16 protein-coding genes are annotated in these 21827 nt (G+C 47.8%); 6 read left to right on the top strand and 10 right to left on the bottom strand.

The window, feature by feature from the left end; translation table 11 throughout:
* Positions 1–38: 38 nt before the first annotated feature.
* The gene (locus HXZ99_RS06055) at positions 39–2177 is read right to left on the bottom strand and encodes a M3 family metallopeptidase (RefSeq protein WP_228517752.1); all 2139 of its coding nucleotides are present in this window, start codon (positions 2175–2177) and stop codon (positions 39–41) included.
* Positions 2178–2568: 391 nt separating this feature from the next.
* Here HXZ99_RS06055 and HXZ99_RS12215 point away from each other — a divergent pair, with 391 nt between their 5' ends.
* Together HXZ99_RS12215 and HXZ99_RS06045 are read left to right on the top strand one after the other, a co-directional pair.
* Entirely contained in the window at positions 2569–3585 is a 1017-nt protein-coding gene (locus tag HXZ99_RS12215) for a thrombospondin type 3 repeat-containing protein (RefSeq protein ID WP_228517725.1), read from the top strand.
* Positions 3586–3837: 252 nt separating this feature from the next.
* Entirely contained in the window at positions 3838–4593 is a 756-nt protein-coding gene (locus HXZ99_RS06045) for a Crp/Fnr family transcriptional regulator (protein WP_194756385.1), read from the top strand.
* 65 nt (positions 4594–4658) lie between these two features.
* On the opposite strand, the gene HXZ99_RS06040 is transcribed toward HXZ99_RS06045, so the two are convergent.
* Together HXZ99_RS06040 and HXZ99_RS06035 are read right to left on the bottom strand one after the other, a co-directional pair.
* Positions 4659–6104, bottom strand: coding sequence for an OmpA family protein (locus tag HXZ99_RS06040; protein WP_194756384.1), 1446 nt, complete (start codon positions 6102–6104; stop codon positions 4659–4661).
* Between the two features lie 11 nt (positions 6105–6115).
* A complete protein-coding gene (locus HXZ99_RS06035; protein ID WP_194756383.1) occupies positions 6116–8833 on the bottom strand; it encodes an Ig-like domain-containing protein in 2718 nt (905 codons plus the stop codon).
* Between the two features lie 272 nt (positions 8834–9105).
* On the opposite strand from HXZ99_RS06035, the gene dbpA reads away from it, so the two are divergent.
* The gene (gene dbpA / locus HXZ99_RS06030) at positions 9106–10488 is read left to right on the top strand and encodes an ATP-dependent RNA helicase DbpA (protein WP_194756382.1); all 1383 of its coding nucleotides are present in this window, start codon (positions 9106–9108) and stop codon (positions 10486–10488) included.
* Here dbpA and HXZ99_RS06025 read toward each other — a convergent pair.
* From HXZ99_RS06025 to HXZ99_RS06000, 6 genes are all read right to left on the bottom strand, one after another.
* Entirely contained in the window at positions 10485–11921 is a 1437-nt protein-coding gene (locus HXZ99_RS06025; protein ID WP_194756619.1) for an aspartate kinase, read from the bottom strand. The genes dbpA and HXZ99_RS06025 overlap by 4 nt on opposite strands.
* 57 nt (positions 11922–11978) lie before the next feature.
* Positions 11979–12377 carry an ectoine synthase gene (locus HXZ99_RS06020; protein WP_194756381.1) on the bottom strand — a complete coding sequence of 133 codons (399 nt, stop codon included), beginning with the start codon at positions 12375–12377 and terminating at the stop codon, positions 11979–11981.
* Between the two features lie 48 nt (positions 12378–12425).
* Complete coding sequence (ectB, locus tag HXZ99_RS06015) at positions 12426–13706, bottom strand: diaminobutyrate--2-oxoglutarate transaminase (protein WP_194756380.1); 1281 nt, start codon at positions 13704–13706, stop codon at positions 12426–12428.
* Between the two features lie 54 nt (positions 13707–13760).
* Entirely contained in the window at positions 13761–14273 is a 513-nt protein-coding gene (gene ectA / locus HXZ99_RS06010; RefSeq protein ID WP_194756379.1) for a diaminobutyrate acetyltransferase, read from the bottom strand.
* A gap of 143 nt (positions 14274–14416) precedes the next feature.
* Positions 14417–16006: an ABC-F family ATPase gene (locus HXZ99_RS06005; RefSeq protein WP_194756378.1), complete on the bottom strand. Its 1590-nt coding sequence runs from the start codon at positions 16004–16006 to the stop codon at positions 14417–14419.
* 68 nt (positions 16007–16074) lie between these two features.
* Entirely contained in the window at positions 16075–16941 is an 867-nt protein-coding gene (locus HXZ99_RS06000) for an alpha/beta hydrolase (protein ID WP_194756377.1), read from the bottom strand.
* 128 nt (positions 16942–17069) lie between these two features.
* Between HXZ99_RS06000 and HXZ99_RS05995 the strand changes: the two genes are divergently transcribed.
* Together HXZ99_RS05995 and HXZ99_RS05990 are read left to right on the top strand one after the other, a co-directional pair.
* A complete protein-coding gene (locus HXZ99_RS05995; RefSeq protein WP_228517723.1) occupies positions 17070–19058 on the top strand; it encodes an acetyl-CoA hydrolase/transferase C-terminal domain-containing protein in 1989 nt (662 codons plus the stop codon).
* A 231-nt stretch (positions 19059–19289) separates the two neighbouring features.
* Positions 19290–19667: a DUF3192 domain-containing protein gene (locus tag HXZ99_RS05990; RefSeq protein WP_194756376.1), complete on the top strand. Its 378-nt coding sequence runs from the start codon at positions 19290–19292 to the stop codon at positions 19665–19667.
* A gap of 91 nt (positions 19668–19758) precedes the next feature.
* Here HXZ99_RS05990 and HXZ99_RS05985 read toward each other — a convergent pair whose 3' ends face one another.
* Entirely contained in the window at positions 19759–20706 is a 948-nt protein-coding gene (locus tag HXZ99_RS05985) for a tetratricopeptide repeat protein (protein ID WP_194756375.1), read from the bottom strand.
* Between the two features lie 248 nt (positions 20707–20954).
* Here HXZ99_RS05985 and rluF point away from each other — a divergent pair, with 248 nt between their 5' ends.
* Positions 20955–21797: a 23S rRNA pseudouridine(2604) synthase RluF gene (rluF, locus tag HXZ99_RS05980; RefSeq protein ID WP_194756374.1), complete on the top strand. Its 843-nt coding sequence runs from the start codon at positions 20955–20957 to the stop codon at positions 21795–21797.
* Positions 21798–21827 lie beyond the last annotated feature (30 nt).

Raw genomic sequence — 21827 nt, 5'->3', positions numbered from 1 at the left:
TTTGGCTATGGATACTGGCTATCGATAAAGAACCAAGATTAGTCTAAACGAGTGCGTAAACCGCGGCGAATTAACAACGCCTCTGTCGTCGGTTCTTGACCACGGAATTGAATGTAAGACTCCATTGGTGGACGTGAATTACCCACTTCAAGAATGTGCTGGCGATAGTGATTACCATTTTCACGCGTTAAGCCACCCTGACTCTTCACATAGGCAAAGGCGTCCGCCGCTAGTATCTCACTCCACATATAGGCGTAATATCCAGCCGAGTAGCCACCACCAATGGAATGATTAAAGAAGGTCGATTTGTAACGTGGCGGCACGGCATGCGAATCGACACCATGTTTACTCAATGCTTGTGCTTCAAATTGTTCAACGTCCTTTAGTCCGTCATCGGCGCTCAGCATGTGCCATTCCATGTCTAAATACGATGCTGCAATATACTCCAAGGTATCGAAGCCTTGATTAAAGGTGCGTGATTGCATCACCCGCTCCAGCAACTCCGATGGGATTGGCTCTCCGGTTTCGTAATGTTTTGCATAGTTTGCAAGTACTTCAGGATGGGCGGCCCAATCTTCCTCGAACGTCGATGGAAACTCAACAAAGTCTCTCGACACCGAGGTGCCAGCCAACGTTGGGTAAGTCACGTTTGAGAACATGCCATGAATACCGTGACCAATTTCGTGGAAAATCGTGGTGACGTGATCATAACTTACCAGTGTCGGTTCACCGTCTGGCGCTTTAGGAATGTTCATGACATTCACAACCACCGGCTTTTGATCGAGTAAGTGCGATTGGCCGACAAACGAGCTCATCCAAGCACCGCCACGCTTCCCTTCACGGGCAAAGTAATCGGCGTAGAAAATAGCTAAGCTGGTCCCATCGTGATCAAACACTTCATACACCTCAACATCCGGGTGATAGCTTGGTAGATCTGGGCGGGCCTCAAACGTAATGCCGTACAGGCGATTCATGGTATAGAAAACACCGTCGTGAAGAACACGGTTAAATTCGAAATACTCTTGCACCTCAGATTCGTTAAGGTCATAAAGTTCCTGACGAACTTTCTCGGCGTAAAATTCCCAATCCCAAGGCTGCACGTCAAAATCACCGCCTTCACGCGCAATCATGGTTTCAATTTGTGCTTGTTCCCGAAGGGTATTGGCAACCACCATAGGCACCATGGTATCAAGCATATCTAATACATTTTGCGGCGTTTCCGCCATGGTGTTTTGCAACTGATATTCAGCCCAGTTGGTGTAACCTAAAAGCTGCGCACGTTCAGCGCGTATTTGTGCTAATCGAGAAACGATAGGGCGATTGTCGTAGTCGCCTGATGTGCCTCGATACGCTGATGCTTCCCATACGCGCTGGCGTAACTCGCGATTGTTTAACGACGTTAAGATAGGCTGACGGGTTGTATTGGTAATAGAAATTAAATACTTGCCCTCATGGCCTGCTGTTTCTGCCGCTTGCGAGGCTGCACGAATGCGTGAGTCACTCAGACCGTCTAACTCTTCTGCTGAGTCGACAGTGACAGCGATGCTACGCGTAATGGCTAGTTGGTTTTGCGAAAACTGAGTGGTCAGTTGCGCATGTTCTGCATTCAACGCGCGAATGCGATCCCGTTGCTCTTCATTCAGCAAGGCGCCAGCGCGAACAAAACGGTTGTAATAGACTTCAAGTAAGCGCTGCGATTCTGGATCAAGGTTTAAAGATTCACGTGCTTGATAGACAGCGTCAACCCGGGCGAACAGGTCAGGATTGAGGTTAATGCTGTCGGAATGGGCAGCGGCTTTCGGCGATAGTTCACGCTGAATTCGGCGGCGCTCTTCGTTACTATCGGTTCCGGTTAAATTTGAGAAAACCCGACTTACACGGCTGAGTAGGGCCCCCGTTTTCTCCATTGCGACAATGGTGTTCTCGAACGTAGGCGCCTCTGGGTTATTAATAATCGCTTGAATTTCTGCGAGATGTTTCTCAAAGCCAGCGTCAAAAGCGGGTAAAAAATGCTCATCACGAATAACACGAAAATCGGGCGCTTCGTATTGTAACGATGATGGAGCGAAAAACGGGTTTGCTTGCGTAAACTCGGCAGCGGCTGTTTGTTCGGTTGCCGAATCTGCGGGATCATGGGTGACTGGTTGGTCTGAGCACGCGGTTAACGCCAATGCCATAGCAATGGATAGAGAAATGACGGTTCTATTCACAAGTGTTTCCTTAAAGTTTGAAACGAGCGGTCGCTCGCCTCAACAATAGATGGGATAAAATGGTTGGTTGCGATGAGCGTGTCTCAGATACTACGGCAGGATTTCATTTTCCGCTACCCTATTGGCACCATAAAATCAGCTTTTCGTCGTCTCTTTAAATAAAAAATAAACATTATTTTAACATTTAATATGAGGTTTGTTTTTTGTAAGTTGTATAATTTTCGCCTATATAATTGAAGCTCTTCTGAGAGACTCTATTGTCTACTTTCATGATTCACTATTCTGAGATGTGGTTTTACGATGTACGGAAAATCATGGGGAGACCCTGTTATAGCCTACTTTAGAAAAAGGTAAAACCATGTTTAAACTAGCAAATCTTCTACCTATCGCGTTAGCGCTAAGCTTAGGCTTGAGCGCGGCCGCTGAAACTATTGTTTATACAAGTGATGAAACCGTTACTGCATACGACCCAATTTTCCCCGAAGTCGCATACAGTCATTGGCCCTCAGCTTGTGTCTTACAACCCGATGTCACTATTCATGATGATTGGGAAAACCCACACCCAAGCTTCTCCTTTGGTACGAATGTGCATCCTTGGCAAAGTGGCGCAGGATTGAACGCCTCTTGGATAAATGCCTGGGGCGATATTTATGCACGTGGTCCATTAGGTCAAAGTTGGACCAAGTATTCAAAAGAGATAACCGGCGAAGGTGATTTTGTTTTAAACCTGTTAGCGGATAACTGTTCGTGGATTTATATTGATGGCACCCTCGTGGGCTTTCAAGACGCCACCACAACCGTAGCCATGACTTATCCTGTTTCATTGAACGGTAATCATGTACTTGAGTTTCTTATTTTCGATGGGGGCGGCTTAGCGGGGGGCATGTTCCGTTTGGAAACAAATACTGGAACAACGTTTATTGATTCTGATGGTGACGGGCTGAGCGATGCCGAAGAGTTACTGCTAGGCACGGATCCATTTAATCCTGACACCGATGGAGATGGCTTTAGTGATTACGAAGAAGTGATGGCCGGAACCGATCCGCTTGATCCGAATGACTTCCCTGTTGTAGATGCTGACGGCGACGGTGTAGTAGACACAGATGATTTGTGTCCTGATACAGCGTCTGGAGCGCTGGTGGATCAATTTGGCTGCTCCGGTGCACAGAATGTGGCGAATGCTTGTGATTGCGACGGTAGCGCCGCTGACGTGCCTTGGCGTAATCACGGCCAGTATGTGAGCTGTGTAGCTAAAGCCCAAAACGCTGAAGTAAATAACGGATTACTTACTGAAGAAGAAGGCTCCGCACTCGTGTCGGCTGCAGCCCGCAGTTCGTGTGGAAAATCACAGAAAGGTAAAGGGAAAGGTCGTTAACGTTAGGTTATTGTATTCTTACGAAAAGCCGAGCAACGCTCGGCTTTTTCATATTCTGTTCAGCATCCTATGTATTTAGGGTCGGTGCAAAACGTGATCATCGGACGTTGCAGGTTACGGCGGCTAACGAATAAATCGAACAATTGCATTGAACTTGCTGTGTTTATATTTCCGGCAAAAGTTCACCTTTGGTTCATTTAGCAGCTATGATAAATAGGTCTCCCCTTGATATAGCAAGGGATAGGAGCACCTATGAGTACTAGCGAGCAAATAGACTGTAGGTATTCGATACAGCCCAAACAAGAGCATAACTTTCTGCTGTGTGCACTATCGGCGGAGGTAAAAGCGCGGTTGGCACCTTATCTCCAGTTAGTGGAATTGCCCCTAGGGGTATCGCTTTATGAGGCTGGCGATACTCTGACACACAGCTACTTCCCTACAAACTCAATCATCTCTTTAATTTATGTGATGGAAAATGGTGACTCTGCTGAGATTTCGGTGATTGGCAATGATGGTGTCCTTGGTACTACCCTGTTTTTGGGCGGTGACAGTACACCTCATCTCGCTGTTGTTCAGAGTGCGGGTGCTGCGTATCGCTTACCAGCACGCATTCTAAAGGCCGAATTCGCGCGAGATAGCCATTTTCGAACGCTGTTACTTAGCTACACACAGTCGTTAATGATTCAAATGGCGCAAACGGGTGTCTGCAATCGTCACCACACGGTTGATCAGCAGTTATGTCGGTGGTTGTTGCTCTCATTAGATCGCATCCCGACCAATGTTTTGGTGATGACACAAGAGTTGATTGCCAATATGCTTGGCGTGCGCAGAGAAGGTGTATCGGTAGCGGCTTCAAAATTACAGAAACTAGGCATTATTGAATATCACCGTGGGCGGGTTACGATTCTGAATCGCGAGAAGCTTGAAACACTTACCTGTGAATGTTATCAGGTGGTAAAACAAGAATGTGAGCGATTAATTCATTATAAATCGTATATTTATAAATAATAAAAAAAGACGTGTGTCTGGAACAACTAACCAGACACACGCCGAAGGTTGGTATTCCCTAAAGACTATTTAGGGTATCCAAGGATAATGTTCACCCGACGGTTGTCTTGTCGATGTGAAGCGGTGATGTTGTAAGTATCTCGTCGAGTGGCACCAAAGCCTTCAACATTTAAGCGCGAGCGATCGACGTGGAAATTGTCAACGAGGTAGTTGGCAACGTTTTGTGCTCGTCTTTGAGATATTTCGAGGGCTGTAGCCGGATTCACGTTATCGGTATGACCTTCCAAAGTCACTATTAAATCGGGGTTGGCGTGTAGGTACTTTGCCACGTTCTCCAATTGATAGTGATATTTGGCATCTACCGCTGTACTGTTTGAATCGAACTCAAGTGCCATCGCTAATGTTGTGCGAGCAGGCAGTGTCGATAATCCAGCCATATCGTTGGCACAATCAATAATTGCATTGATACGACGATTTGCTTGTTGACCGGACACCGTACTGTTATCCGCTATTGGACGTGTTTCACCATGGCCAACCACGGTTAGACGATTTGCAGCAATTCGATGCTCTCGTACTAAGTAATCAACCACGCTTTGCGCCCGCTGCTCAGATAAGATCTGGTTATCTGCGTGCGTACCAACGTTATCTGTGTGACCTTCAATAGTTGCTTTAGTCTCTGGATATGTACTCATGAAGGTCGCGAGCACTAATAGGTGCTCACGGTTCACGCGTTCAATACTCTCCTGACCTATCTCAAATTGAATTTCCAGAGCGCTACAGTATTGTTCCGTTGCGGTAACTGGCGGTACCGGGGCGGGAGTGGGCGCAGGGGGAGGAGGTGCGACTACAATCGGCGCTTTTCTGTTCGTGCCAAAGCGATAGATAATACCCATCGAAAATAAATCGATATCACCGTTGTTGCCCACTGCGTCATCCATGCGGAAGCGTTCGGCTTCTATCCGGAATGTCCAAGCATCACTGATTTGATATTGGTAACCTACGCCGGCTTTAAAATCGAAGCCAGTATTTCTGTGGCTTGGATTCAACACATTCACGGCACCGGTGCCCACGAACTGGGTATTGGTTTTACCCTCATGAACGCCAAATCGACCAATCAAGGCAGCACGCTCAGTTAACGGCATGGTCCCTACAAGATCGAGGTTCCATCCGCTAAAGGTGAGTGAACCTGTTTTCGTACCCGGCGGGTTAGTGGTGGCGACATATTCAAACGACCCTAAATCAAAATAACCACTTTCGATCGCGAAATTCGGATTAAATTGATAACCGACGAAAAGCTTGTAACCAAAATCTTTTCGGTCGGTGCTGAAATCAAGGGTTTGATACCCTGAGGCCAGCAGATCGGCAATAATTTCTTGCTCTGCGATGGTGGCATGGGCCTGCCCACCGCTTCCACCCAGATACCATCCAGATTGATCAGCGGCTAAAGCAGGCACCGACATGCCGAGTATGGCAATGGTGCCTATCGCTTGTGTGATTTTATTGGTGTTCATCATGTTCTCCATTACTCTGCTGGCACATTAATCACGGTGTTTACCATGGTGACGGATGCGGTCAGAGACAGTGCGCGCCCATCTAAAGTGACGATGTTTACGTTGCCTGCTGTTGAAATGCTCACGCCATCCTGTGCAATGATGGTTCCTTTCATAAAGCCACCGCCGGCTGCATTGATTGTTGCGGCACTACCGACTTGCCAGAAAACATTCTTAGCTTGAGCGCCGTTAATTAAAATGACACTTTGCGGGAAGTCTGCTCCAGGGCCGCCGACAGTCAGGGTCGTTGCCATCTGGAAGACCCATACGGCATTTTGATTGCCTTGCGCATCTAAGGTGAGATCGCCACCCTGAATGCTAAAGCTGCCGCTTTGTGCCGTATAAATTCCAGGAATCAATGTCAGGCTACCGAGATTATCGTTACCTGGATCCTGACCGCCGGGCATATTCGCGGGCGACAGAGCAATAAATGCAGCTTCCGCATCAAGTCGTGCCTGAATAGCAACCGCTTCCGTTTCTGCTGTGCCATCTTGAGGACACTCAACAGTAGGTGGTGGAGGCGCAGTAAAGATTTTACCGTTTACCTGACCTTCATTAAGCGGGGTTATGGTGTACTCACAGCCGGGTTCGGAAACAAATCCAGTCACAATAGTCGACGTCCCAGTTGTGCCCAAATCACCATTAACGATCGTGAGTAGACCCCGATTGGTAACACCGGCGCTGCCGCCAAAGGTGCCAAATGGAGCCGCTGTACCCAGATCAGGTGGGAGTAAGCAACTTTCAGTAGGCGCTTCGGTAGTGAACGTCCATTCATAGTCTTCCAACATCTCATTGCCTGGGATAATCAGATCCTTGACGCCATCTGGACCACCTTTAATCGTGGCGCGATAGATCACGTTCTCGGCTAATTGTTCCTGTGGAATAAAGGTGATGATACGGCCTGTTTCCTCGTCGACCATGATCGATTCGGCCATTACCGTATTGGTAGGCTCGTTGTTTTCAACGACGAGAAACGTCATGTTGTTTACCGTCATTGGATTCAGCCGAACACCAGAGGGTATTTCGAAAGTCGCATTAATGCTGGCATTCGGGCATACCGCTAAGAACCCGCCGTCTATGGGATCCGTTGATTCAACAAAGATGTTGTCTTCTGGCACAGGCTCTACCGTGGTAAAGGTCCAGATATAATCACTTGCACTCGTAACCGGACCTTGGTTACCTGCTAGGCGATTACCCGCCAAATCAGTCGCATCACTGGTGATTGTTGCGGTATAGGTTGTTCCTTCCTCAAGATTTTCCTGTGGAGTGAACACGGCACTTTTCGAGCTGGTCACATAGGACACAGCACCTGGGGGGGAGATACATGGGGTTTCACAAGTAAGCGTAAAGCTTGTGTCGTTAATCGTGCTGGCTAACATATCTTCGCTAAACACAGCGGTTATTGCTGTGTTCGCCGGGACATTTGGCGTGGGGCCAGGACTTGTGGTCGCAGGCTCCGTAACAACAACTCGCGGACGCGTTGTATCAGGCGTCAAAGCTGTTTCAAATTGCCAGATGTAGTCGCTCGCAGTTGTTGCATTACCTTGATTACCAGCAAGTTCATTACCCGCTAAATCAGTCACTGAACTATCAATGGTTGCTGTATAAACAGTTTCCCAATCGAGATCTTCGGTGGTGGTAAACTCGGCGGTTTTTGAAGGCGCATCATAGGTTACCGAGCCAACTGGATTCACGCAGGGCGCTTCGCAGGTTACGGTAAAGCTAGTTGCATTTATCGTTGATGCAAGCATCTCCTTCGAGAACTCAGCCGTAATTGCGGTGTTCGCAGGGACATTCGGCGTTGGGCCAGGAATTGTGGTTGCAGGCTTAGTAACAGTCACCCGAGGACGCGTTGTATCGGGCATTAAACCTGTTTCAAATTGCCAAATATAGTCGCTCGCAGTTGTTGCATCACCTTGGTTACCAGCAAGTTCATTACCCGCTAAATCAGTCACTGAACTATCAATGGTTGCTGTATAAACAGTGTCCCAATCAAGGTTTTCGGTGGCTGTAAACTCTGCGGTTCTTGACGCCGAGTCATAGGTTACCGAGCCTTCTGGGTTCACGCAGGGGGCTTCACAGGTTACGGTAAAACTAGTGCCGTTTATCGTTGCTGCAAGCATCTCCTTTGAGAACTCAGCTGAAATACGAGTATCCACGACAACATTTGGCGTGGGTCCTGGCGATTCCGTTACTGGGATCGTCGATAAGACGCGTGGCCGCGTGGTGTCGGGCAGCACACCTGTCGTAAATTGCCAAACATAAGGTTGCGCAAGTGTTAACCCAGTTCTGCGACTCGTTGCAGTAACGATGGTTGCCGTATATCGCGTTGAATCGTTTAATACTGCTGGACTGGTCACGGTAAATGTCGCCACGGTATTATCGGCGTTCATTGAGACGGTTCCGGTCGGGCTAGTGCAGGGGCTTGCACAGGTTACAGTAAAATTCGATGCAGTTAATGCATTTACCGGCTCACTAAAGCGAGCGGTGATTGACGGGTTGATGACAGTCACATTCGTTGCGTCGGGTAAGGGCGTAACGGCAGTAACTGTGGGTGAAAGTGCGACATTGCCATCTGTACCGAGAATGGGCCCACGCCCATGATCATTACAGGCAATTAAGAAAGTGCTGACAAGGGCTAGCATGACCCATTTGAGGGTGCTAGGTATGTATAGTAATGTAGGGCGCATCGTTAATATCCTCTCGACATAGTGATAGAGACGTTCCAAACCCGTGTAGTAGAGTTCCACTGGTATTCGATAATGAGGACTGTGGTAGAAGTTGTCTGTGCGCTAGCGCGCATAACAAAATTATTACACGCGCAAGTGATTGTTTGCGGGAGGTAAATTTTCGAGGCAAAGTGGACGTGCAGGTTTCCTCAGAAGAGATCGTAGCGGGCTTCCAGAATTGATATACTTGCCTTTTATAATTCAGGCTTAGCGTCTGCAGAGAGTTATCCCCTATGTCAGTAACCACCGATTTTTCCACCCTAGCACTCTCGAACGAACAATTAGCGACGCTAAAGACGTTAAAATATGAGCAAATGACGCCAGTTCAAGCGCAGAGTTTGCCAGCGATTTTGGCCGGTGAGGATGTTATTGCTCAAGCACAAACGGGCTCCGGTAAAACAGCGGCATTTGCTTTAGGTCTGCTCGCTCGATTAAACCCAGCCCACTTCGGTGTGCAAGCTCTGGTTCTCTGCCCCACTCGCGAGCTTGCCGAACAGGTAGCTGACGAAATTCGACGCTTGGCCCGTAGTCAGGCCAACATTAAAGTACTCTCCCTTTGCGGTGGGGTTCCAGCCCGCGCCCAAGCCCAATCATTGCAGCATGGGGCGCATGTTATCGTAGGCACCCCCGGACGGGTGTTGGACCATCTCAATCAGCAACGGATTCATTTTAATCAACTACAGACATTAGTACTGGACGAAGCAGATCGAATGCTGGACATGGGTTTTCAAGAGGAGCTTGACCAGATCATTGCTGCTACCCCTAAGTCTCGCCAGACATTGTTATTTAGCGCCACATTCCCAGCGCAAATCGAGGGTATGACGCAATCGTTGATGCGCTCACCTAAGCATGTGGTGGTTGAGCAGGCCCCCCTTGAAAATAACATTGAGCAGGTGTTCTACGAGATCAGTAGTGATAGCCGTGAGGACGCGGTGATTCAACTGTTGTTGGAACGCAATCCGAGTAACGCTATTTTGTTTTGTAATACGAAACGTGAAACCCATGCGCTCTTCACGACGCTGCATAATTATGGCTTTAGTGTGCAGGCACTGCATGGTGACTTAGAGCAGCGCGATCGAGAGCAGACCTTGTTGCAGTTCAATAATGGAAGCACTCGTATTCTGGTGGCCACAGATGTTGCCGCGCGAGGGCTAGACATTAAGGGCTTAGATATGGTGCTCAATGTTGCTGTTGCCCATGATGTTGATACCCATATTCACCGAGTGGGTCGAACCGGCCGAGCGGGGGAGACAGGGGTTGCTATTACGCTGCTCACAGCCGCTGATGAGTATAAATTTCGGTTGCTGCAAGATGCCATGCCTGCACCCCTCACACCGCTAAGACTTCCGGCACCGTCGCCACAACCATCACGTCCAGAGGCAGCAGCCATGGTGACCATTCACATCATGGGAGGTAAGAAAGATAAGTTACGCCCTGGTGACATCGTCGGCGCATTGACGCGAAGTGGGGCCATTGATTTTGATAGTGTAGGGAAAATCACCGTGCAAAGTATCAATAGCTACGTGGCGATCAAAAAGGACAAAGCCAAGTTGGCTCTGTCCTCGTTGAATAACGACAAGATGAAAGGCCGTCGTTTTAAAGCGCGGTTGCTTTAAGCCACTTTGTGTTTCCGCGCGGCTTTGTTTTGCTCAAAGAACTTGCGGTGCAGAGCGCGAATAGCATCTTTATAGCTGTCATTGCTTACAATCACGCGAATGTCGACTTGGCGCATCCCTTGCTGGATCGCCAAGATGCTAATATCATCATCGGCCAAAGCATTACTCACATCAGCTAAAATTCCCGGCACATTCATATCACTACCAATGACGGAGATCACAGCGACTTTACGGCTCGAGATCTCTGCGTTGACATAGTTATCTTGTAGCCGTTTTTTCAGTTTGTTGATGCCTTGAAAGCCGCTACTAATATACAAAGTGACTGTATTTGCGTTGTGCTCACGAGCAAGCAAGGAGACCTTGCACTCTTGGGCGATTTGCTGAATATTCAAAAAGTGCACTTGCTCGCCGGTCATATCTTGGTCAAAAACATCAAGTGCAAACACGTTATGTTTACCTGCAACAATTTCGACGCACGGCTTGTCGCTTACGTAATCGTTGGTAATTAATGTGCCATCATGATCTGGCTGGAAGGTGTTTTTTACCCGCAGAGGAATATTTTTCTTGCGTAAACCTTTTGCTGATTTCGGGTGAATAGCCTCCATACCAATCAACGAAAGCTGATCGGCCACATCATAATTGGTGCGACCAATCGGGCTAACGCGATCGTCACCAACGACTTTGGGGTCTGCTGACGATAAATGATATTCCTTATGGATAATGGCTTCTGTGGCATCGGTAATTTCAGCAATTTTACTAAAGGTAATTTCACTGTACCCGCGCCCATAGGAGCTTAACATCGACTCCTTGCAATGGGCATATCCGGTGACGATGAGCATCTCTTTGCTAAAGTCATAGCCCTCAAGTTCCTTCTTTATCTTTTCGTTTAAAGAGAGTGGCGTGGTGTCCTGCCACCCCGTTAAATCTACAAAGCGTGCATTTACCCCTTCACTTTGCATTAAAAGCGCTAAGTTAAATGCGCTGTTCGCCTCACCAAGACCGGCAAGCATTTCGCGCACGGTCGATAAGTGCTCTTCAAGTTGGAAATGGCCGCAAGAACAAATCCGTTGTAGATCGAGCAAGCAGTTGCGAATCCCTTCAATGCGATCATTAACCAGTTGATCGGCTTGACGGCGTGTATGCTCATCGGAAAAAAGAGACCGGTTTCGCTCCAGCATTTCATCGGCTACTTCAGTGAGACGATCACTCCAACGTGCATCGGAGTCATCATTCGCAAACAAGGCATAAACGCCCGGCTTGTTTGTTGATGCATCTTCAAGCAACCCGTTTGTTGTGCCCGAATACGCGGACACAACAAACACACGGTTGTACAGAGCATGGGGCGGTCGGTTCAAATCAATAATATTGTTCCGAACTGCCTCATAATCGCTCATGGACGTTCCACCAATTTTTTCGACTGTATGACCTTGCATCATTGCTTCCCCTTTTGCTCTGTGAGTTTAACGTTGAACGCTTATATGAGACGGCAACTAATCGGTAACAGCCTCAGCCTCTAATGGATATGCTCCATCTTCTCCGTGAGTTTCCTTACCGTTCAACGGTGGGTTAAAGACACAGGCCATTTGTAATTCAGATTTGGCCTTCAGAATGTGATCGTCGTGGTTGTTCAGCATATACACTGTGCCAGGCTTTATGGGGTGCTCGATACCGGTTGCCTTATCGAGAATTGACCCTTCACCGGAGATGCAATACACGGTCTCTAAATGATTCTTGTAGTGAATCGGTGTTTCGGTATTGGCATAAATCGTAGTGATATGAAACGAGTAGCCCATATTGTCGTCTTTTAGCGACATGCGGACGCTGTTCCACGTTTCACCATCAACCTTTCGGTTTGAATTTCGGCACGCTTCAAGTGTGCGAACAATCATGTAATTACTCCTTTATTGCTTAATCGTTTTAGTAGACTCGTTGTTTCGTTAACTTGCTTTTGCTTGATCGTGTTTTTTATTGAGAACCTGATCAAAGGCATCTTCGAGAATATCTAAGCCTTCGTTCAAATCAGCCATGGGTATCGTGAGCGGGCAAAGACACTTCACAACTTCACCCCATGAACCACTGGTTTCAACAATGAGTCCGTTTTTAAATGCATGTTTGCAGACTGCGCTGGCAAGATCGCCATTTGGCATACCGATACCACGCATCATGCCTCGTCCTTTTAGGGTCATCGATTCGTCTGAGCTGTCAATAATGCGCTGAAAACGCTCCTCGATCACCTTGGCTTTGGTTTTAATTTCGTCACTGAAATCGTCTGTTTGCCAATACTTTTCGAGCGCAACGCGCGCAGTGATAAAGGCTAAGTTGTTGCCGCGGAAGGTACCGTTATGTTCAGCCGGTTCCCAGTTATCGAGTTCGGGGCGAAGTAGGGTGATAGCGAACGGCAAGCCGTAGCCACTCAATGATTTCGATAAGGTTACGATATCGGGCTTAATACCTGCAGGCTCAAAGCTAAAGAAAGTACCTGTGCGTCCGCACCCAGCTTGGATATCATCAATGATCAACAGCATGTCGTGTTTCCGACAAAGGCTCTCTAACTGTTGCAGCCAAAGCATGCGCGCCGCATTCAAGCCACCTTCACCTTGCACGGTTTCGACGATCACACCTGCCGGAACTTCAACACCGCTGCCCGGATCGCACAGCATTTGGTCGAGTAACTTAAGGCCCATAAAATCATCGCTCTCGTCACCATAGTCGTCGTATGGAATGCGGGTAACATCACCGAGCGAGACCACTGCACCTGAGCGCTGTCCTTTATTACCTGTCACTGCTTGAGATCCTAAAGTGCAGCCGTGGTATCCGTTGGTAAAGGAAACGATACCCGTCCGTCCTTTTGCTTTACGGGCAATTTTCAAGGCAACTTCGACAGCGTTGGTGCCGGTTGGACCGGTGAACTGTACTTTGTAATCCATATCCCGGGGACGCATGACAATATCGGTAAACGCGTTTAAAAACCCTTCTTTCGCGTCTGTATACATATCTAAGCCGTGGGTAATCCCATCAGCTTGAATGTAATCAAGGAGCGGCTGTTTGAAATGGTCGTTGTTGTGACCGTAATTGAGGGTGCCTGCACCCGCTAAAAAGTCGATGTAGCTTTGACCGTCACGACTATGCAAACGAGCGTTCTTCGCTGTGGTAAAAACCGTAGGAAATGAACGTGAATAGGAACGTACTTGAGATTCAACTTCCTCAAAAATATTCATTCTTTACTCCGTATCTACGTGAAAAATAAACATAAGAAATCAATGTAAATTAGGTTAAGGATTCACCGGGCCAATCCGGTAGAGTTCCTCGCTTTCGTGCTGGCCCGCAAAGTGGGCTTCTTTTTCAAAGAGCACGCGCACATCTATGTGTGCTTGCCAGCCTTCCGCCAAAGATTCGAAAAGACGTTGCGAGGCTTTGTTATCAGGGGTAATGGTTGTTTCAAGCCAACGAACGTTCGCAAAATGGTCACGCTGAAATAGCGCGGTGATCATTCGTTTTGCTAAGCCCCGACCTCGAGCAGCCTCACCGACAACCACCTGCCATAGAAAATACGTATCGGGCTGTTCCGGTTTTATATACCCGGAAACAAATCCAACAACGTCGTTATTCATCTTTGCCACAATGGCAGTTTTGGCGAAATGGCTTGTCTGCAACAGATTGCAGTAGAGTGAGTTCGTATCTAATGGCGGGCTATTCTGGATGAGCAGGTGTACCGCAGAAGCATCTGTGGATTGCGGAATACCTAATTTTATCGTGTCACTTTCTTCTTTGGGCTCTAACGCCATAGCGCAGACATATCTCCTCTTTTCTTTATGTATTAACCTTAAAAGGCTAGTCAAAAAGAGGAGAATATCAAATCAGCGTTTCGAAATTACCGGAAACTTAACTTAACACCGAGCTATAACGCTTGCGTGCTAAGGGCTGTAGCTTATGCCCGGTCGTGTAATCGCAAGTAGTCGTCGTAGCTACCGGCAAAGTCACGGATACCTTCGTCGGTGATTTCAATAATGCGATTGGCCAATGAAGACACAAATTCGCGATCGTGACTGACAAACAACAAGGTGCCTTTGTAGTTCTCAAGCGCAAGGTTGAGAGACTCAATGGATTCCATATCTAAGTGGTTGGTTGGCTCATCCATAACAAGGATATTCGGTGTCTGTAGAATCAATTTTCCGAAAATCATGCGGCCTTTTTCGCCACCAGATAAGATCTTCACCGGCTTTTTGATGTCATCTTGAGAAAACAGCATGCGGCCTAATACGCCGCGAACGTTCTGTTCGTCGTGTTGAGGTTGCATCCACTGGCTCATCCACTCGAACACCGTTAAATCTTGCTCGAACATATTGCCGTGATCTTGTGGGCAGTAGCCGATATTGGCATTTTCAGACCATTTGTAGCTGCCGCTATCAAGGGCATAATCACCCATCAGACATTTGAGCAGGGTGGTTTTACCGACCCCGTTGGCCCCTAAAATAGCGACTTTCTCGCCGACTTCGATATGCGTCGACACCTGTTTCAATATCGTGTTATCAGCAAAAGATTTACTTAGTTTATTTACTTCCAAGGCTTGTCGGTACAGCTTTTTCTGTTGCTCAAACCGAATGTAAGGGCTCATGCGACTTGACGCTTTTACTTCGTCGAGTTGAATCTTTTCGATTTGACGAGCGCGCGAGGTGGCCTGTTTTGCTTTGGATGCATTTGCAGAGAATCGACTCACGAAGCTTTGCAATTCGGCAATCTTATCTTTCTTCTTGGCATTATCTTGCAGCAACTGTTCGCGAGCCTGAGTTGACGCAAACATGTAATCGTCATAGTTACCCGGGTACAGCCGCAGTTCGCCGTAGTCTATATCGGCCATATGCGTACACACGCTGTTCAGAAAGTGGCGATCGTGAGAAATAATAATCATGGTACTTTGGCGCTCGGCCAATACATTTTCAAGCCAGCGAATGGTATTGATATCCAAGTTATTGGTCGGTTCGTCGAGCAACATAATGTCGGGATCAGAGAACAGTACCTGCGCCAATAACACACGAATCTTAAGGCCTGGCGCGAGTGCAGACATCGGCTGGAAATGTTGCTCAATAGGAATACCAAGCGCAATCAAAAGCTCCTGAGCACGCGGCTCGGCGGTATATCCATCGAGCTCTCCGAACTCTACTTCCAGGTCGCCGACTCGCATGCCATCTTCTTCACTCATATCGCCGGCATAGATGCGATCGCGCTCTTCCTTGATGGCCCACAGCGTCTCATGACCCATGATCACCGTATCAACCACCGTAAAGGCTTCATAGGCAAACTGGTCCTGACGTAACTTACCGACCCGTAGGCCCGGACTCACGGACACGTTGCCTGAAGAGGGCTCTTGATCGCCACTTAAAATACGCATAAACGTGGATTTGCCACACCCATTCGCACCAATCAGACCATAGCGGTTGCCATTGCCGAATTTAACGGAGATATTCTCGAACAGAGGTTTTGCACCAAATTGCATGGTGATATTTGCAGCTGAAATCACGAAATGGGTACTCAAAAATTAGACAAGTGATAAAGAGGTGCGCAATCTACGCGATTTAGGCCGATCATTCAATGCGCGGGGGTGTTTTCGCCGTTATTTAGCGATGTTTCCTCCTTTTCTTGCGTAAGAAAGTCAAAAATGAGTTGTTGTCGTTGCTGATGAACGGGTCCCGCATCCATAAAAGGATGATCAAACTGTTCGCCGTGATGGGTGCGAGCACCTACTTCGTCTGCTCGTTGCCGAAGGGGAGCGGTCATACTGTCGTTTAGAACCCGATCGCGTGCGCCGGTAATGACAAATAACTTGCTCGCGTTATCTTCGGTGACATGATTGATCGCATCAAGACGTTGCGGACAACCATGGTCCGACAAACGCGATGGGCTTGAGTCGATCACTGCGCGCGTAAAGTTGGCATGTTCACTGATGGCATTCAAGATAACGAGGCCGCCCAACGATGTGCCATAAAGAAGTCCGCCCGAATACTGCTCAGAAAAGTTCGAAATGATTTCCTCGTAATCTTTTACGATGGCGTTGATGCGCCGGCGCCCCTCTGAGTCTGCATAGCCTCGGTAATCAAAAACGTAAGCGTTGAAACCCGCTCGTGCATAAGGGGCAAGCGTAGAAATCATTTGGTCGCTGACCATGGCATTGCCCATCGCTACAAGTAAATATCCTTTTGGTTCAACAGTTTCATCATCCTCATTGTGTGCCCGATAGCGATATCCTCTGAGCGTTCGTTGGTCATCGGTGACAAATTCGACCGCCTCAACAAGCGGGTTCAGAGTAACGCGATCGGGATCCCGAGCGGGCGCCTGAGAGCTCCAAAGTGAGAAATACAGGCGCTCTTTCAGAAAGCCACAGACAGTGCGTTCACGATTATCCGCGGAAGCAGAAACAGGGCCGAGTAAAAGTATGAACAATAATAAGTAGCGCATAGCAAAAAGCGTAGACTAATTTCGTCAGTTTTTTGAGTATCCCCGCGCAAATCAGATAGGTTGTCTATAATTCGCATTAGGAAATACAAGCGTTTACTTAACGTATGCCAATTGAAGAGAAGGAGGTCATGATGTCGCAGGATCGTCCGAATCGGTTATCAAGTAGTGATCTGTGTGTTGATCGGGTAATCCAAAAAGTAGGCAAGAAAATCACCATTGGATTGCCACTTGGTTTAGGCAAGCCGGTTCATTTTATCAATGCCTTGTACCAGCGGGCAAAGCAAGACCCTTCGATTGAACTCCACATTGTAACGGCACTATCGTTGCTTGCTCCGAAACCGTCGTCAGGTCTGGAAAAACGCTTTATGGACCCTTTTGTTGAGCGGTTATACGACGATATCCCAGAGCTCGAATATGCACGAGATGTTGTAAATCATCGTCTCCCGGACAACGTGAAAGTGTCGGAATTTTTCTTTCAGGCGGGGAGTTTTCTTAATCACAGTGAACAACAACGGCGTTATATTTGCACCAACTACACCCATGCCCTGCGCGATATCTTAGCGTTGGGGGTCAATGTTGTTGGACAATTGGTTGCACCGGATACCGACTCGAATTATCCGGATCACTTTAGTCTGAGCTGTAACCCAGACTTGTCGTTAGATTTATTCGCCGCTCTGCGGGATGCAGAAACCGATACGAACCCCATTGCCCTGGTGGCGGAATGTAACCAAAACCTTCCGTTTTTTGGGCACCATGCAGCGGTACCGACGGATACCTTCGATGTTGTTTTTGAAACTGAAAGCTCAGACTATCCGCTCTTTTCTGCACCGCAAACGCCTATCAGTAATGCGGATCACCTGATCGGCTTCTATGCCAGTACCTTGCTAAAAGATGCAGGCACGTTACAAGTAGGTATTGGATCCTTGGGAGCTGCTTTAATCTATAGCACCTGCTTACGGCATCAGGATAACGGTGAATGGAAAGCACTTTACCAGCAGTTAAATGTCGCGCAGCGGTTTCCGGTGGCATCAGAATGGGGTGGAACCGAACCATTTACGCAAGGACTGTACGGGTGCAGCGAAATGATGGTCGATGGGTTTATTTACCTGCTGGAAGCCGGCATTTTGAGTCGTAAGGTGTATCCCGATGCGGATCTGCAGACAAAAGTGAATCAGGGGTCACCTTATCCTGAGGATGTAAATGACTCGCGGCTAGACCAAGGGGTGGTAATGCATGGCGGCTTCTATCTTGGGCCGCGCAATTTTTATCAAAAGCTTGAAAAGCTAAGTGCGAAGCAGCGCGACCTCATTTGCATGACCAGTGTCAATTTTATCAATGATTTAACCGACCACCGTTTTGGTGATCAGCGGCTAAAAGTTGCGCAACGACAACATGGTCGTTTTATTAATTCAGCCATGCAATGCACGTTAGATGGCTCTGCGGTGTCAGATGGCTTGGAAGATGGCCGGGTATTAAGTGGCGTGGGCGGCCAGTATAACTTTGTTGCCATGGCCCATGAATTAAAGAACGCACGTTCCATTCTCACTGTTCGCAGTACCCGCACATCGGCGGGAAAAACGCAGTCTAATATCGTGTTCTCTTATGGTCACTGCACCATACCTCGGCATTTGCGAGATATCGTGATTACCGAATATGGGATTGCCGATCTGCGCGGTAAAAATGACGAAACAGTTTACCTTGAGCTTATTCGTATTGCTGACTCACGGTTCCAATCTGAGTTATTAAAACAGGCTCAGAAAGCGGGCAAGGTTGATCCGACCTTCACCTTACCTGCGGAATGGCAACACAATACACCCGATGCGATCGCTGAGGTGTTGGATGAATTCCAGACTAAGGAGTTATTTCCACCATTCCCCTTTGGCTGTGAATTTACCGACGACGAACTCAAGATTGGCAAAGCTTTGAAACAGCTTAAAGCCGCTACAGGAACGCGCTGGGGCAAGGTAAAAACCCTGATGCTGGCCTTAGTACAGGGTACTGCGGGGAATAAGTATGAACCGCTTATCAAACGCATGCAGCTCGATACTGTGGATAGCTTCAAAGCCTGGCTCGACCGTCGTTTGCTCGTTTTAGGATTAAAAAAAGCGGGAGTGTAAGCGAGCGTCTCACATGGGGTGCATTAGTCATTTTCACATGATGCCGTAGTGGAAATGGCTAATGATTGGTTATTTCTAAACTATCCCTTGCCCAAGAAAACGGTAACCAGCTGATTATCCGGAACTTAATCTGTTGGCACGGTAATTGCTTATTCATTCTTGAATATAACATTTTGTATTCCCGAACCTATTACTGCGTTATTTAATGCATCGAATTCTTGGAGCAAAAAAATGAAAAGTGTCATGTTGCTGACTGCGGGTTTTCTCTCGATTAGTTTGTTGTCTGGTTGCGTTGTTGTTGTCGATGGCGATAAGAGAGTGAGCAAAGAGTCTGTATCTTTTGAAGCGCGCGAAGAAAGTAATCGTGCGGCCATTGCGCAACTAAAAATGGGAACTTCACCCAGTGCCGTTTTGATGGCGATGGGCACTCCAGATTTTGACGAACGCCTATCTCGTGGGGGTGTTGATTATCGCGTCCTGTATTACCGGACACAGCGCGTGGCAGCGGACGGCATGACCACCAAAGATGAGTGCACGCCGCTTGTTTTCGCGAATGGCGAATTACTCGGTTGGGGATTTAGTAAGTTGGATCTTATCGAGCGTGGCTAGAACGCGTTAAAACCACCCATAGTCATCAAAGACCCCAATGGAAACGGCACTCCTAAATGGAGTGCCGTTTCTAAACGCACTGTCTTGATAGCTATGGATCTAACCGCTTCAGCAATTCCTGAAGGTCGCTGTCATCACGGGCGAAATGTTGAGCCCTCGCATAGTGGCGTTTTGCATTATCTTGCTCACCAAGCTGCTGATAGATGGCACTTAAGCGAGCATGTAGAAAGCCTTCTCGAATGTTTTCTGGAATGCGATCTTCGTCTAGTAGTGCGACAAGGCGAGTTTTTCCTTCCTCAAGAGCGATACCCGATTCCGCGGCCATCTTCCCCCACTGATAATCCACTTGAGAGCGCTGTTCGTCAGTGACTTGCTCAGGGTATTCGACGATCAGCTGATCGATGATTTGTAGCTGGGCGTACACGGAACTGCGATCATCTTCATTATTGCGCATAAAGACATAGTTCATGCGCGCGCTGATCAATTCTGGATAGGCTTCAAACCAGCGCTCAAATGCAGCTTCAACTTCATCATGTTCGGCCTCATTATTTACCAGTAAAGTGACATGCAATGGATACTGCCAGCCGCTTTCTAAGGCCTTTAACTGGCGGTAAAGAGCGAGCGCTTTATCATTGTCGCCACCAACAATGCTCGGCGCAGCAGCGTAGTACATAGCAAGGCTAAACAGCGACACATCGTGTGTTGGATCTATTTCAACTGCGCGCTCCCAACTTCTGCGCATGCCGCGGGCAATGAATGGCATTCGAATTACCGAAGCATCGCTGAGCTTTAGCATGGTTATTTGGCCGTCGAGAAAGTGATAGTCGGCGGTATTACCGTGACTTCTTCGCAAACTACTCAAAGCCCGCTCAGCCGCTTTCACGTCAGCGGCTTCAATGGCGTCGTATACCTTATGAAACTCTTCACCGATGCCGTCTCTAATGTCTTGTGCATGGGTGGATTGTGTGACCGAAAGAGCCATGACCATGAGGGCAAGATACATGCCTAACATAGCGTTCGATTTACCTGAGAGAAACATGATCCTTTATCCTTTTTATGTGTGGAAATCCGTGTTTTTGACGCGTTCTCGATTATAGACAAGACTTTTTGAGATTTTGCCAATAAGAATGCACGTTTTATTCTGGTGGAGTATCGGATGTTTGTAGCGCGCGTGACTTGGTATCAGCAGGGTCATCTTACAGGAAGTGCGCAAAATACGATTTGAGTTGGCATTCGCCACCTTAGAAATAGATAATGGCGTAGTTATTTCATCGGCACAGAGGGTCTATGCAATCACGGGATACCGTAAGACTGAACAAATTTATTAGCGAGAGTGGGATTTGTTCGCGCCGCGAGGCTGATAAATTCATCGAGCAGGGACAGGTGACTTTGAATGGTCGCCCTGCAGTGATGGGCGATAAAGTGCAAGAGGGTGATGAAGTGCGTCTAAACGGTCGCGTGATCGCCGCTCAGGATAAAGAACAGTTTGTTTTCATTGCGCTAAATAAGCCAGTAGGTGTGGTATCCACCACGGATTCTGCCGAACGTAACAACATCACGAAGTTTGTCGGACATCGGCAGCGCATATTCCCGATTGGGCGCCTAGACAAAGATTCACAGGGCCTCATTTTCCTTACCAGCAATGGCGATCTAGTGAATAAGATCTTGCGTGCGGGTAATAAGCACGAGAAAGAATATGTGGTAACGGTCGATAAACCGATTACCGGTGACTTCATCGCGGGAATGTCCGGTGGCGTACCTATTCTGAATACCCGTACAAAAAAATGTAAAGTCGTGAAGCTCTCAACCTTTGTGTTTAAAATCATTCTCATTGAAGGTTTAAATCGACAAATTCGCCGTATGTGTGAGCATTTTGGTTTCCAAGTGCGGAAACTCGAGCGCACTCGTATTATGAATATTCGGTTGGGCAAATTAGATGTGGGTCAATGGCGTGATCTGACCGAAACCGAGCTTGCGGAGCTGATGAAATCGATTGAGCATTCCACGGGCTTAGCACCGGAAGGGCATCGCAGTCGTCGGCCGAAGCCGAAACCTAGCTCACAACCAAATTCAAAACCAAATTCGAAATCAAGGTCGCGACCTTTGTCCCAACGCGCAAAGCGTAGCTAGGGCCCAGGTTATGAACCTCATAAAAGGTTA

The sequence above is a fragment of the Aliidiomarina indica genome (assembly GCF_015354615.1).
Classification (GTDB): Bacteria; Pseudomonadota; Gammaproteobacteria; order Enterobacterales; family Alteromonadaceae; genus Aliidiomarina; species Aliidiomarina indica.
Note: the sequence above shows the minus strand (reverse complement) of the source record. Positions and strands in the feature narration are given on the sequence as shown.